General features: G+C 37.7%; 7 protein-coding genes. 1 reads left to right on the top strand and 6 read right to left on the bottom strand.

Annotated elements, in window-relative coordinates; genetic code table 11:
- Positions 1-27: 27 nt before the first annotated feature.
- A complete protein-coding gene (locus ACEYOS_RS14215; protein ID WP_373709457.1) occupies positions 28-3,501 on the bottom strand; it encodes a gliding motility-associated C-terminal domain-containing protein in 3,474 nt (1,157 codons plus the stop codon).
- A gap of 164 nt (positions 3,502-3,665) precedes the next feature.
- Positions 3,666-8,582 carry a gliding motility-associated C-terminal domain-containing protein gene (locus ACEYOS_RS14220; protein ID WP_373709456.1) on the bottom strand — a complete coding sequence of 1,639 codons (4,917 nt, stop codon included), beginning with the start codon at positions 8,580-8,582 and terminating at the stop codon, positions 3,666-3,668.
- 189 nt (positions 8,583-8,771) lie between these two features.
- Here ACEYOS_RS14220 and ACEYOS_RS14225 point away from each other — a divergent pair, with 189 nt between their 5' ends.
- Complete coding sequence (locus ACEYOS_RS14225; protein ID WP_373709455.1) at positions 8,772-10,040, top strand: ectonucleotide pyrophosphatase/phosphodiesterase; 1,269 nt, start codon at positions 8,772-8,774, stop codon at positions 10,038-10,040.
- Between the two features lie 51 nt (positions 10,041-10,091).
- Here the strand turns inward: ACEYOS_RS14225 and ACEYOS_RS14230 are convergent, their stop codons facing one another.
- From ACEYOS_RS14230 to dinB, 4 genes are all read right to left on the bottom strand, one after another.
- Complete coding sequence (locus ACEYOS_RS14230) at positions 10,092-11,153, bottom strand: NAD(P)-dependent alcohol dehydrogenase (RefSeq protein ID WP_373709454.1); 1,062 nt, start codon at positions 11,151-11,153, stop codon at positions 10,092-10,094.
- 92 nt (positions 11,154-11,245) lie between these two features.
- Positions 11,246-12,721: an alpha-amylase gene (locus tag ACEYOS_RS14235; protein WP_373709453.1), complete on the bottom strand. Its 1,476-nt coding sequence runs from the start codon at positions 12,719-12,721 to the stop codon at positions 11,246-11,248.
- 59 nt (positions 12,722-12,780) lie between these two features.
- Positions 12,781-14,358 carry a Na+/H+ antiporter gene (locus ACEYOS_RS14240; protein ID WP_373709452.1) on the bottom strand — a complete coding sequence of 526 codons (1,578 nt, stop codon included), beginning with the start codon at positions 14,356-14,358 and terminating at the stop codon, positions 12,781-12,783.
- A gap of 62 nt (positions 14,359-14,420) precedes the next feature.
- Positions 14,421-15,503 (bottom strand): DNA polymerase IV, encoded by a 1,083-nt coding sequence (gene dinB / locus ACEYOS_RS14245; protein ID WP_373709451.1) that lies wholly within the window; start codon positions 15,501-15,503, stop codon positions 14,421-14,423.
- Between the last annotated feature and the right edge of the window lie 306 nt (positions 15,504-15,809).

The following is a 15,809-nucleotide window of genomic DNA, read 5'->3' on the forward strand; positions in this document are numbered from 1 at the left end:
TTTTTTTTGATTAAAAATTTCAGACGTTTAATTTCGGTTTTTTACCAAAAGCCAACCGCTGTATTGGGTAAAAGTATTATGGCCAGGTTCTTTCCAATTGATGATATACCAATACGATCCCGTATTGACTAATCTTCCGGAAGTTTTTCCGTCCCATGAAAATTGATTGCTTTTATCACCACTGAATACCTGTTTTCCAAATCGATCATAAATTTGAAGAGACGGTTCATCTTTTTTCAACAAACCGGAGTAATTCAGGACGTCGTTAATTCCGTCATCGTTTGGCGTAATGACGTTGTAGAGCTGAATTACATTAATACTCACTGAAACAGGTTCGCAATTGTCGGCTGAAATTACGTAGATCGTATGATTTCCCCCCGGAACATTTAAAAACATATTGGATGTTTGATAATTGAAATTGTCAATTGCATATCGGTAAGGAGGATTTCCACCCGAAGCATTTACCGTTACCGTTGAACCTTGAATATCGATGCGGGTGATTTCTGGCAGCTCAACTGGAGTGATCGAAACCGTTTGGCGATAAACACAACCATTGAAATAGAGATCGACCCAATAATCCGCTACTCCAACATTTTGTATAACCTGCGTTTTTTCGCCAGTACTCCATAAATATCCATCAAATCCTGCACCTGCATCGAGACTTGTTTTTGCTTCCGGACATATTTCTTTGTTCACTAAAACAGTTGATTTTCGAGGCTGTCTTAAAGTTAAATTTAAAATGCCGATCGCGTCACAAACTCCTGATTTTTTTAATCGATAGTAAAAAGTTTTATTGCCGCTAAGAACTTGACTTGACGAAATGTTTTCACCTGCGTAATTGTTTTGAGCTTTAGTAAGATCATCAAAATAAGTGGCGGTAACATTTGCCTCCGTTGTAAATTGAGAAAGGTAGTTGGACAGATCGACCGCCGTTTCATTATCGAAATCATTATCGCAGGCAAAATCGGAAACTGTAGTTTTAATGGCAAGCTTGGATCCGATGTTTAAAATTATTTTCCTGATGGCAGGCTGGCAAACATTATTGGCGTCAACCCTGATCCAAACTTCATTGTAAATAGCAGTGAAAGTATAAATGCCGGCTATATTGTCGTTTCCACCAAGTTGTGCCTTGGATTCATTTTCATAATAACGAATATTTAATCCTCCTAAATTCGGAATGACAATTGGCGAAATCGAATTCACATTTACTTTATATTGACCATCGATAATTCCATCTAAATCCTCATCGCAATGTGTTTTTATATAAAGGTTTTCATTAACAACTGGCGGTGAATTTGTTTCCAAAGTTATCGTTGCAGTCGCCTCACATCCGAATTTATTTTTGATGTATACATACACCACATCACCACTTGTTGCTGGATAGTTTGCGAGTTGGTTATTTGGTATGAGATTGAGCAATGCAGCGTCGCTATAATATTTTTTCTCAGCGGTGGTGTCGGGCGTAACAATCGCCTGGTTTAAATTATATACGGCGTTATTGGTGTCGCTGCATTTTTTCAAAACCACGTCATTGGTAACAACTTGATTAAGTTGAATTGTTGCCTGTACCACTTCGCAGTCTGGGATTGCACCCACGCCACAAAATGTAAAGCGGAAAGTATCAATGCCAGATTCGTTTTTATTAGCGGTATATGTCAGCGTTCCGTCGGGAGCGATGGACACCGTTCCCTTAGTTGGCTGCGTCGTTACGACAACTGTAGAATAATTAATTGCTTGCGTGCTTAAAACAAATTTTGGGATGATTTGTTGCTCACTACAAGTGGTATAATTGTAATTGGTAAAATTGGTGCAGTTGAAAAATTTAAAATCTTCGGTTTGGACTTCTGGACAGATTCCCTGTTTAATCCGTACGGCATAAATTCCCGCTTGAGAAGGATAATAAAAGTAATCGGTATTGGAGGGATGAGCAGCCGTTACAGGAGCATTAATATAAGTGTTTCCCACTTTTTGTAACCATTGATAACTGTCAAAACCTTCTATGACCGCAAGCTTCACATCATCTGGAAGGCAGTCTCCTTCAATCTTAGAAATAAGCGGAATAGAAGAAAAGCCAGCGAAAAATCCACCATATCCTACGGCATCATTTCCGGCCGTGATTCCAGCGGTCACAGCGCGGGAAGAAATTAGTGAAATATTTCCTGTGATATTGGGAATAGAATAGGTCACCCAATCGGTAGTTCCGGCAACAGGATGTGGACCGTTTTCAGGAGTAAGCACCAAAGTAGCACCATTACTTTTCACCTCTACAGCTGCATTTTTCTCGGTAATAATATTCAGTTTTGTAGGAACTGTCAAACTGTATGGAACCTGATTGCTGACATATTCATTTTCATCAATAAATCCAATTTCATCAATCTTTCTTGGCAGATAACAGCTTAAAGGAGGAATATAATTAAAACCGCCCGTGGCTGCACTGATCTCACCATCAAGTCCGGCCAAGAGCTGATAAACATAAATATCTTCAGAAGAAGTGATTAACATATTAAAGTGAGAAGAACCTTGATCGACATAACTGCCTGGTGAAGTAGTAAAAAATTCACCGGTATTAATCGTAGCAACAGGGGTTGGGTTACCGTTGAGGTAAATTTTAGTATTATCTTTTACCGCCACAATCAATGCTTTTTCCATGGTTGTCAGAGTTCCGGCATAGTCAAAACTGTTTTCTCCATTTCCTTTTACAAGCACAAAAGTTTTCCCTAATTTATTGATTGGAACAGCTTGATCCATTAATATATCAGAAACGCCCGTTACATTTGAAGAATACTGTCCATTAAAATTTCCGTTGGTTACGACCACAGGTTTGTCTGACACGATTTTCGCTCCTATATAGCCGGTCTGATTTTCATCGAAGCTGTCACCACCTTCAATAATGTACGATTCGCCTTTATTCAATTCAAAAGTGATCTCGGTTCTGGGGATCTCATCTGAAAAAACAACATCAGGTCGAAATTCGGTGATCTTTACTGTGGTGTTGTCTTGCGTCGCCATCACACTGTTCATGAAGTTCAAAGAACCAGTAGATGCGGTTATCGGTGCTACAACCGCGCGAAATTCGGTGCCAAGAGCAGCGGTTCCTTTTGAGGTTTGAATTTCAGCGTGATTTTGAATAGAAAATCTCAGACTTGCAAAAAACGGCTTTTCACCTTTTAAATAAAACCCCATCGCCACTGGTTGAAACAACCCAACCAAAGGATTATTCCAGTCATTGGTAACAATAATTCTGCTTCTTTGGTAAGAGGGAATTTTATATTTCTGAGGATTGTTTTTACTCACCATGAAACTTGCAATCACCACGTTATCATAATAAATGTCAACTTTAAACGGAGTTGTTTCACCCGTCGACATGTAGATAGATTGATAGTTTGCAGTGTTCGGACCACTTACCCGATCAGACATTGGACCGAACCAGTGTTCACGGTCTAATTGTGCGAAAGTACTGAAGAAAATTAAAGAAAATATAAAGAGTAGGAGTTTTTTCATGCATGATTGGGTTACCTTACAAATGTAATATTATTTACCAAAATTTAATAAAAATAAAATGTGGCTAAATCCTGTGACCAAATTAATTTAAATCGAGATTTTCACTGAAATAAATAAACCTGAATTCATATCAACTCAGGTTTTTTTTATACTATTTTTAGCGGTTATTCTCTTGATTTGACTAAAACCCAGCCCGTCAATTTTGCAACGGTTGTTGAGCCTGGCTCCTGCCATTGCAATACATACCAGTAACTTCCGGTTGCAACAGCTTTTCCAGATATTTTTCCGTCCCAGGAAAAGCGGTTGTTTTTATCTCCTTTGAAGACAGAAACTCCATAACGGTCAAAGATCTGTAAAAACGGATTGTCTTTTCGCAACAAGTCAGCATAGTTAAGAACGTCATTTGTACCATCATCATTTGGAGTGATCACATTCAGAATTCTAAGAATATTGATTTCAGTGGTTATTGGTAAACACTGATCTGCAGAAATTACATACACGGTATAATCTTCCGACGAAATGTTGGTGAACACGTTGGAGTTTTGATAAGTGGAGCCGTTTAGCGAGTATTGATACGGTGGATTTCCACCAGTGACTAAAACAGTAACTGTTCCGCCCTGAATTTCGACGCCTGTAATGAGAGGTAAAGATACCGCTTTGACAGAAACTTGTTGTCTGTAAGTACAACCGTCGGCGGTGAGCTCAACCCAATATTCACCCACAGGAACATTGATAGATTGCGCTGTGGAGCCATTGTTCCAAAGATAATTGCTAAAGCCAGGTCCTGCATCCAAAGTTGTCGTAGCTTCTGGACAAATGTTTTTGTCAACAAGGACGATAGATTTTTTCGGAACTTTTATGGAGATCGTTAAAGTTCCGATATTATCGCAAACCCCAGTCTTTTGAAAACGCAGATAATAGGTTCCAGAATTGGTAATGCTAACCTCACTTGGAATGGAGCCTGTGTTTTTTTGAGCATCAGAAATCGTTTTAAAGTACATTGCTGTCACACCAGTTTCGGTCGTGAAAAGCGATTTGTAATTCGCCAGATTTACCGTTTTTATTCCATCAAAATCATCATCACATTCAGAAGCGGTATTGGTTGTTTTAATTAAACCTAATTGAGCTCCAATTTTAAAATCAATGGTTTTAATTTCTGGCGGACAAACTGTTGAAATTGCCCGTACATAAATAGTAGTGTTCGCAGTATAAGTCCAGTCATTCGGCAAAAGTGGGGAGAAAGTTGGCGATAAAGAATATTCCACCGTAAATAACGATGAGTTGGTGATGATGGTCGGAGTTATCGTTGAAAATTTTACTTTAATAATTCCATCAAAGTCATTGTCACAATTGGTTCCATTAAAAGCTACGATATTCCATATTGGTTTGGGTGATTCGACAACAGAAACATTTTGACGATAAACACAACCCGAAGAATTGGTAAGATCTACAAAGTAATTTCCAACACCAACATTAATGGTGGTAGTGGTGGAGCCTGTACTCCAAAGAATATTGGAATAACCAGTTCCGACATTTAACGGAGTTGTAGTTCCCTGACAAACAGTGACCGTTGCCGGAAGTGTTGTTGAAGGTGTCGCTACTTTAATTGAAATGTTCAAAGTGCCGAGTGCATCACAAACTCCTGCTTTTTTAAATCGATAATAGAAGGTTTTATTTCCGGTAATGGTTTGAGCTGCTGGAATATTTTGACCTGGCAGATTGTTTTGAGCTTTCGTTAAATCATCGAAATATTTTACCGAATCGTATGGATTCGTAATAAAGAGATTGAGATAATTAGCGAGGTTAATACTCTCTGTATTGTTCAGATCATTATCGCAAACATTAATCGGAACAATATTTTTAATTAAAGTTAATTGGTCTCCGATTTTAAAATCAATGGTTTTTATTTCGGTCGGACAAACCGTAGAAATTGCTCTTACGTAAACCGTAGTATTCGCAGTATAGGTCCAGTCATTTGGTAAAAGTGGAGAAAAGGTCGGTGATAAAGAATATTCCACGGTGAACAAAGTAGAGTTGGTGATGATGGTCGGAGTTATCGATGAAAATTTCACCTTGGTAATTCCATCAAAATTGTCGTCGCAATAGGTTCCATTAAAAGCTGCGATATTCCAGATTGGTTTCGGTGATTCAACTACAGAAACATTTTGGCGGTAAACACAACCAGACGAATTGGTGAGATCTACAAAGTAATTTCCGACGCCAACATTAATGGTGGTAGCGGTAGAACCTGTACTCCAAAGAATACTGGAATAACCAGTTCCGACATTTAAAGGAGTTGTAGTTCCCTGACAAATCGTTACTGACGCTGGAAGTGTCGCTGAAGGCGTAGCAACTTTAAATGAAATATTTAAAATTCCGAGTGCATCACAAACTCCGGCTTTTGTAAATCGATAATAGAAGGTTTTATTAGCAGTGATTGTCTGAGCCGCGGAAATATTTTGACCTGGCAGATTATTTTGAGCTTTGGTTAAATCATCGAAATATTTTACCGAATCGTATGGGTTGGTAGTAAAGGAAGTTAGGTAAGTACCAAGGTCAATATTTTCTGTATCATCAATATTGGTATCGCAAACATCTTTGTTTATCGGACTGGCAATCGCCAACTTTATTCCGGTGGTTAAAAGAATTTCTTTGATAATAACAGGGCAACCATTTTTCGGTTCCACTCTGATCCAGATGGAACGGTTTGCAGTAAAGCTGAAAATCCCCGTGATATTGTCTGTTCCGTTGGCAATCGCTCTAGCTTCGTCTTGATAATATTTAACAACATGATCGGCTGGAGTTTGTAAAACAATCGGCGTAATCGAAATGACATCCACTTTATATATTCCGTCAAGCACGCCATCCACATCTTCGTCGCAATGGGTTTTAGTATATAATTCAGCTTTAACTTCAGCCGCCAGTTTAGATTTCAATTCGATTTTTGCAATGGCGATACATCCATAAGTGTTAACCATTCTCACCCAAACAAAACGGTCTGCTGTCGTAAGATTCGTAAAGTTGCTGATGACTTCCGTGGCAATCTGATTTTGTGCGCCGTTTAAGGTTTCATAATATACTTTCGTTACAGTCGTATCAGGTGTGACTGCTGCTAAACTTAGGTTGTAGGTTGCAATTCCAGTCAGCGTACATTCGTTCAATACAACATCATACTTTTCAATTTGATTCAGGTTAATGGTTGCCTGTACAGTTTCGCAATCTGCAATGGCACCATCTCCGCAAAATGAAAATTTGAAAGTATCTGTTCCTGTTGCATTTGGATTAGCGGTGTAGGTAATGGTTCCGTCAGCGTTGATTACTGCAGTTCCTTTTGTGGGCGGAGTATCAATTTTAATGGTAGGAATATTTACACCCTGAGAACTTAGAGCAAAGATGGGAGTGATCACTTGTTCCGTACAAGTGGTATAATCGTAATTAGTAAAGGTGGTACAATTGTAAAATTTGAAATCTCTTGTTTGTATTTCCTCACAAGAACCCTGCTTTACTTTCACCGCATAAATTCCGGCTTGTGTTGGTTCGTATTTATAAGTATTATTAATTCCTGGTGCAGGAATGTAAGTAGGACCAACCCTAATTAACCACTCGTAAGAATTAAAACCTTCTGTAACCTCTAGCTTTACACCTGGAAGGCAGTCACCTTCGGTCTTTAAAATTAATGGGATTGAAGAAAAACCAGCAAAATACCCGCCATATCCCATCGCATCGTTTCCCGAAGAAATACCTGCAGTAACAGCATTTGAAGAGAATACTGCGATGTTTCCCGTAATATCTGGAATAGAATACGTAACCCAAGCATTATTTCCTGTAACATTGAAAGGTCCGTTGCTTGCATTTAAGGTTAAAGAAACTCCGTTTCGTTTTACATCAACAGTTGCATCTCTTTCTGTAATAATGTTAAGTTTAGTTGGTACTGTTAAACTGTAGTACACATTATTTGAAGAATATTCATTTTCTTCAATCTTTCCGATTTCATCAATTTTTTTAGGGAGATAACAGTTCAATGGTGGGATATAATTAAAACCTCCTGTTGCCACCATTGAACTTCCCGAATCCCCTGCCAATAATTGATAGACATATATGTTCTTTGTTGCTTTAATGAACATATTATAATGATTAAAAGTTTGGTTAATAAAGGCGGAATTATCAGTAAGAAAATATTCACCAGCATTCAAAGTAATAACAGGTGTTGTGCCGTTGTTGATATAGATCTCGGTGTTATTTTCGGTTGCGAGTATTAATCCTTTTTCCATATTAGAAATGGTGGTGCCATTTCCTTTCATTAATACGAAATCTTGCCCTAATTTGTCAATTGGAACTCCTTGGTCCATCAAAATATCTGATGAATTAGGATAATTCCCTGCATATTGGCCATTAAAGTTGCCATTGGCAATAACGATAGGTTTATCAGCAATTATTTTCGCTCCGATATAGCCCGTATAATTTTGTGAATTGTCGCCTGTTCCATCGATAATATAAGATTGTCCCTTGTTAAGCGTAAATGTAATTTGAGATCTGGATATGTAATCTGAAAATTGAACAGTCGGACTAAAATCTGTGATGGTGACTTTGGTATTATCCTCCGTCGCCATAATGCTATTCATGAAATTAAGAATTGAACTGCCAACTGTTATTGGTGCCATGACTGCTCGAAACTCAGTTCCTAGGGCAGCAGTTCCTTTCGAAGTTTGTATTTCACCGTGATTTAAAATTGAAAATCGTAAACTCGCAAAAAATGGTTTGTCTCCCTTTATATAAAAGCCCATCGGGACAGGTTTAAATAAATCTGATTGTGAATTGGTAATAATCTTTCCACGAACAGAGTTTTGTATGCTGTATTTAACAGGATTGTTTTTGCTGATGGTAACTGAGCCTATAACAATGTTATTACTGTAAATGTCAACTTTGAAAGGTGTTATTTCGTTGGTTGACATGTAGATTGATTGGTATTGCGAGTTATTCGTGGTACGATCAACCATAGGTGCAAACCAGTGCTCCCGGTCGAGCTGTGCAAAAGAACTGAAGAATATAAAAGAGAATATAAAGAGTAAAAGTTTTTTCATTCGTTATTGAGTTTCTCTGCAAATGTAATATTCTTTTAACAAATTTTAATAAACATTAGCATATTCATAACTATTTTTCTAGGTTCATATTAAAATGGCATTTCTAAAGTTTTACATTTCTTTAATTTAATATTGGAGATCAACCTCGACGATAATTTTAAGATTAACTTTGTATTTATTATTAATAGTATGAAAAAAATAGTTTCCCTTCTCTTCATTTTCTTTTGTATAAGTGCGTTTTCGCAAGCTGATACAGCTCAGGTTATTGTTCCAAATCGAATTAATTCTGTTGAAGCGATTTCAAAACCTTACGTAATTTTAATTTCAGCAGATGGTTTCCGCTACGATTATGCTAAAAAATATAACGCAAAAAACCTGTTGAAAATAGCCGAAGATGGAGTTTCTGCAAAAGCCTTAATTCCCAGTTTTCCCACGATCACTTTCCCGAATCACTGGAGTTTAATTACCGGATTATATCCTGCTCATCATGGTTTGATCGATAATTTTTTCTACGATTATAAAAAGCAAGAATTCTACAAAATGAGCAGCCAGGAAAATGCAGAAGACGGAACCTGGTATGGCGGAACACCACTTTGGAGTTTAGCCGAAAAACAAGGAACTCTTTCTGCGTCGATGATGTGGGTGGGTTCTGCTAGTGATGCGAGTGGAATTAGACCAACTTATTATTACCATTATCACGAAAAGTTTTCTCCTGATGAAAAAGTTGAAAAAGTAATCGATTGGCTCCAATTGCCCGAAGATCGTCGCCCTCATTTCATTAGTTTGTATTTCCCGGAAGTTGATGGAGCAGGACATCGGTTCGGTCCGGATAGTCCGGAAGCGGAGAAGTCGGTTCATCTGGTTGATGACGCCGTTGGACTTTTAATTAAAAAAGTAAACGAACTAGGATTAAAAAACGTGAACTTCATTTTCGTTGCAGATCACGGAATGGTTAAAGTAGATGTAGAAAATCCGCTTGAAATTCCAGAAATGCTATTCGATAAAAAACGATTTGATTTTTATAACGCGCAAACCTTAATGAGAGTGGTTGTTAAAAATCCAGCGGAAGTAAAATCGGTTTATAAAGAATTAAAGAAAAATAAGACCGCAGATTACGACGTTTTCCTTGATAAGAGATTTCCAAAAAAATTACATTTCTCACCGAAAAATGATCGTTACAATCGAATCGGACAAATTCTTCTGGTTCCAAAAGCTCCGAAAATATTTTTAGAGAAAGGGAAGAAAACGTCTTTAGGTAAGCACGGTTATAGCCCGTATGAAGTTCCTGAAATGAAAGCGACCTTTATCGCTTCGGGTCCCACTTTTAAACAGAATAAAAAAATCGGTGAATTTCAAAATGTGAATATTTATCCAATCGTGGCTGATATTTTAAATCTGAAAGTGACCGAACCAATTGACGGAACTCAAAAGATCGCCAAAGAAATTCTTCAGAAATAAAAAAATATCTGGCTGAAAATTCAACCGGATATTTTAATTTTATAATAAAGCTTAATTTTTCAAAGACTGCATGTCAATCACAAATCGGTACCGGACATCGCTTTTCAACATTCGCTCATACGCTTTGTTAATGTCCTGCATATTGATCATCTCTATTTCTGGCAAGATGTTATTTTCGCCACAGAAGTCAAGCATTTCCTGAGTTTCTTTAATTCCACCGATCACAGAACCCGCCACTGATCTTCGTCCCAAAATCATTGGTGGTGTAGATAGAGCATCTTCCATTTGACCAATAAAACCTACCAAAACTAATGTTCCACTGATGTTTAAAGTAGCCATGTAAGGATTAATATCATGATCGTAAGGAACAGTGTCAATAATTAAATCGAATTTTCCCGCCGCAGCTTTCATCTCATTTTCGTAAGTCGAAATAACAACGGCATGTGCACCTAGATCTAAAGCATCCTGAATTTTATCCGGACTTCTGGAAATTAAAGTAACTTCTGCACCTAATCCTTTAGCCAGTTTAATCGCCATGTGACCTAATCCACCCAAACCAACGACTGCAACTTTACTTCCTTCTTTTACATTCCAGTGTTTTAGCGGAGACCAAGTTGTAATTCCGGCACAAAGCAAAGGAGCAACTGCTTTTAAATCTAAATTTTCTGGAATTTTTAAAACAAAATCTTCCGTAACCACGATTTTTTCTGAGTAGCCACCGAAGGTCTGTTGATTTAAATGTTTATCATTTCCGTTATACGTTCCGGTTGAACCATTCAAACAATATTGTTCCAGATCCTGTTTGCAGCTTTCGCATTCTTTACAAGAATCTACCAGACAACCTACTCCTGCTAAATCACCAACTTTAAATTTAGTAACCTCTGCACCGACTTTCGTAATTCGTCCTACAATTTCATGTCCCGGAACTGCTGGATATTTGGTGCCGCCCCAATCGTTTCTGGCAGTATGCAAGTCGCTGTGACAAACGCCACAATATAAAATTTCTATTTCAATATCAGTCGGTTTAACTTCTCTGCGGTCGATGATCATTTCTTTTAAATCATCGTCTTTAGAAGCCGTTCCGAAAGCTTTTATATTCCAATTATCGCTCATGTATGTTATTTTTAGTAAAAACAAAGATAGTTTCTTGTTGATCAAATTTATGTTAATGAAGTACTAAATAAATCGTCACTATCTCATAAAATTTATTCTGATGGAACCCAGACAGAAACATTTCCAGCCGGCACCGGGAAGTTTCCAAATCCGTTTTCATCGATGGTTACTTTTTCTTCGAACCAGCCTAGGAAATCGTAAAAAATTTGTCCTGTATATTGCGCTCCCATTTCCATAGGTTTTTGGTACGCGTCTTTATTACTCAGCACCACTGCACAACCTTTGTGGTCTTCATCACCTTCACGAACCCAACCCAAACAGTTAGCATCCTCGAAATAGTCGCGCTGATTTCCGTACGCAAATAATTGTCTTGCTTTCAATAACTCTTCAATTTCTTCTACTTTATCTAAAAATATTTCCTGATCATTTCCTTCTTTGTCTTTGTCGGTGTAGTTTGCCCCAAATAAATCAGGATAGAAAATACAAGGATAACCATCTTGCCTCAATAAAATTAAAGCATACGCCAAAGGTTTAAACCATTTTTCGACCGGCGCCTCTAAGTCTTGCAAAGGTTGCGTATCGTGATTATCAACAAGAGTAACTGATAAAAGCGGATTGCTTAAAGTTAAAGTTCCATCAAATATGTGTCGCAGATCATATTCTGAACCAGCCAACGAAGCTTCATGGAAATTGTGATGCAAAGAAGAATCAAACAGACTCATCGAACCTTCCGTGGCTTCGATGTATTTTTCTAAAAGAGGCAATTCTCCCGGTGCCCAATATTCACCTACTGCAAAAATGTTTTTTCCGGTGTTGGCTCTCAAAGTGTATAACCATTCTTGATAAAATTCGGGTGACTGATGTTTTACAGCATCTAAACGAACGCCATCAAACTGAATTTCGTCATGATACCATTTTCCCCAATTATTCAATTCTTCTCGCACGAAAGGATTTCGCTGATCGATATCGTTATACATTAGATAATCATAGTTTCCTTTTTCGTCAGAAACCATTTCTTCCCAGCCATCACCGTGATCGTTAATGATTTGATAAATTCCTTCTTCCTGACCTTCTGCGTAATCAACTCCTGTGAAACACTGGAAATTCCATTTAAAGTCAGAATACTTTTCGCCTCTTCCCGGAAAGGTAAATTTGGTATAAGATTCTATTTCAAAAGATTCTGATAAGTTTTCCTGACGGTTTTCAGGATTCACTTTTACGGCATGAAATTTTTCTAATTCGTCACCACCTGCCTTATGATTCAGAACAATATCTGCGATGACCGAAATTCCATTTTCCTGTAAAGTCTTGCAGGAATTAAGGTATTGTTCTTTGCTTCCGTATTTTGTAGGAGTGGTTCCTTTTTGGTCGAATTCACCTAAATCAAATAAATCATAAGGATCATAACCGACAGAATAGCCGCCACCAGCACTTTTATACGCGGGCGGAAACCATACCGCAGAAATTCCTAATTCTTTTAAATAAGTTGCAGAATCTTTAATTTGATCATATAGCTGCGAATTTCCATCGGAGTACCAATGGAAAAATTGAATCATGGTTGGGTTCATTGTTCTTAATTTTTAAAGTGGAGTAGCAAAAAGTATCCCATAAATAATTTCTCCTTTTCTTACCTCATTATATTCATCTTCTCTTCTTGAAGATCGAGCAGACGCAAATGTTTTCTAATGATTTCTTCATCCAGTAAAAGTTCTTTTCGATTTTTATTGATGAGCCATTTTTTCTGCGTATTGATTACTTCAGAATAAATGTTTTGGTATTCTTTATAATTAATAATAATTTCTGAACTGTTCAATCTGGTTTCCCATTTGGTGAGTTGATCTTTCAAGTCGGGAAAAGATTCTATTTTATCCGAATAATCAGTGCGAATTTTGTCGATGGCAACTTGGGCGAGTCCAGTACGAATTTCATAATCAATTTCTTTCTCACTTTTGATGTAATCTCGATCTTCTGGTGGAAATTTTTTAAGTAAAATAGGAAGTGTTAAACCTTGAACAACAAGGGTTAGAAGTATGACTACGAATGTGATGAATAAAATTAAATTTCTTTGGGGAAAGGGTGTTCCATCTGCCAAAGTTAATGGGATCGATAATGCTGCCGCTAAAGAAACGACGCCTCTCATTCCGGTCCAACCTAATAATAACGGCGATTTCCAATTGGGACTTTCGGGATCTGCTACTTTAATATAATTTCGCATAATTAAGGTGGTAATGACGGCGCCATAAACTGCCAGAATTCGAACAACTACCAATACTAAAGTTACGGCGGCGCCATATCCGATGGCAGTGTAAATGTTGGTGTTTCCTAAACCAGACACAATTTCTGGTAATTCTAAACCAATCATCATGAATACGATTCCATTGAGTAAAAAACAAAAACTTTCCCAAACAGTAACCGTTCGAAGACGAGAGGCGCTGCTTAGAAAATCCTGATTTCGGTAAGATAAAAACAAACCTCCGCACACTACGGCCAATACACCGGAAGCATGAAGTTCTTCTGCCGATAAGTACATCACAAAAGGCGCAACCAGACTGAGTAACATATCAGTGTTGGCATCCGTTGGTAAAAGTTTATGCAGTTTCAAAAACAGATAGCCGATTATTAATCCCAGTCCGGCACCGCCAATACACATCCACAAAAAACTGCCGGCCGCGTCTTGCCAGACAAATTGACCTGTTGCAGCCGCAATCATTGCAAATCTGAAAATGATCAGAGACGATGCATCATTAAGCAAACTTTCTCCCTGTAAAATGGAGGCGAATCTTTTCGGAACTTTTACAAATTTTAAAATAGCGCCAGAGCTTACGGCATCTGGTGGCGATACGATTCCGCCTAATAAAAATCCTAAAGCTAAAGAGAAACCCGGGATGAAATGATTAGCGAATATAGCTACAGATAAAGCGGTTAGAAATACGACGACAAAAGCGAAACTAAAGATGATTCGTCGCCATCTCCATAATTCTTTCCAGGAAGTGGTCCAGGCAGCTTCATATAATAATGGTGGTAAAAAAATTAAGAAAATGAGTTCCGGCTCTACTTTAATGGTCGGAGTTCCTGGAATGAAACTTACTGCAAGTCCTGCGAGCACTAATAAAACGGGGTACGCAACTTTAATTTTTTTTGCTACAATGAGAAGGATCGTAATCAGCAAAACCAGTGAAAGGTAAAATGCAAAGTTCTCTAGCATAAATTAATTTTAAAGTAAAAGTAAACATTAATTTGCTGTATTTTATCGATAATAGAAAGCGATTATTTAAACTCCTCAAACGGAATTTTCAACTGCACCGAGATTTGTTTTTTCTCCTGCGTATTCAAATTAGAAAGTGACAAACCCAAAAGTCGGACGGGTTTATCGAACGGGCGAAGTTCCCAAAGTTTGATGGCCGTTTTGTAGAAGTCTTGTGCGTTCTCGTAATATACTTCTTGTGTTTTGCTTCGGGTATAAACGGTGAAATCTTTATATTTGATTTTCAAGGTTAAAGATTTCCCTTTAATTTCTTTTTTAGAAAGTCTCGTGTCTAAATCTTCGCTGATGATTTCTAACTGTTTGAAAACCGCTTCTTCATCGGCCAGGTTTTCCCAGAAGGTTTCTTCGACGCCGACGCTTTTTTGAATGCGGTTCGGTTTTACTTCGCTGTTGTGAATTCCGCGAACTACATTGTAATAATAACTTCCAGATTTGCCAAACAAGCTCACGAGTTCTTCTAATGATTTCTTCTTTAAATCTAACCCTTTAAAAATATGAAGTTCATGCATTTTATTGGCCGTGACTTTTCCGATTCCATAAAATTTCTCAATCGGAAGTTCTTCCATAAAATCCACTATCTGGGTTGGATGAATGGTTTTTTGTCCATTAGGTTTTCGATAATCAGAAGCGACCTTTGCCAAAAATTTGTTCACCGAAATTCCGGCAGAAGCGGTCAATCCGGTTTCTGCGAAAATCCGACTTCTAATTTGTCGGGCAATTTCCTGAGCAGACTCAATGTCTTTTTTATTTTCAGTCACATCCAAGTACGCTTCATCTAAAGAAAGTGGCTCGACCAGATCAGTGAAGTCATAAAAGATTTTTCTGATCTGCTGCGAAATTTCTTTATACCGATTGAATCGCGGTTTTACAACAATTAAATGCGGACATTTTTCCATCGCAATTCTCCCGGGCATTGCAGAACGAACTCCGAATTTTCTCGCTTCGTAACTTGCGGCTGCAACCACGCCGTACATTCCTCCTCCAACTGCCAAAGGTTTTCCTCGCAGTTCAGGATTGTCATGTTGCTCCACAGAAGCGTAAAACGCATCCATATCAACATGAATTATTTTTCGGTCAGATTGCATGGCGTAAAATTAGGGAAATGGAAGTTAATGTAGTTTAGTGATCATAGTTGCTTTTACGACTTTTTGTTGAGTATTGATCTGAGTGAAATTTTTTATTAAATGAGCATATTGTTTACACTAAAAAGTATTTAAAAGCTTCATCATTATTTGCCTGGAGCCTAGGCGAAAATAAAAAGTTCCCAGAAATAATAAATTTATTGGCCTTTACTTAAATCCAGTCGTTTGTATTCACGGTCAGGTGATCTTATAGTATAAAGCACTCAAATTATTTATATATTTGGATGTATATAATCGTTTTAGTTTAGA

The sequence above is a fragment of the Kaistella sp. genome (assembly GCF_041824135.1).
Taxonomy (GTDB): Bacteria; Bacteroidota; Bacteroidia; order Flavobacteriales; family Weeksellaceae; genus Kaistella.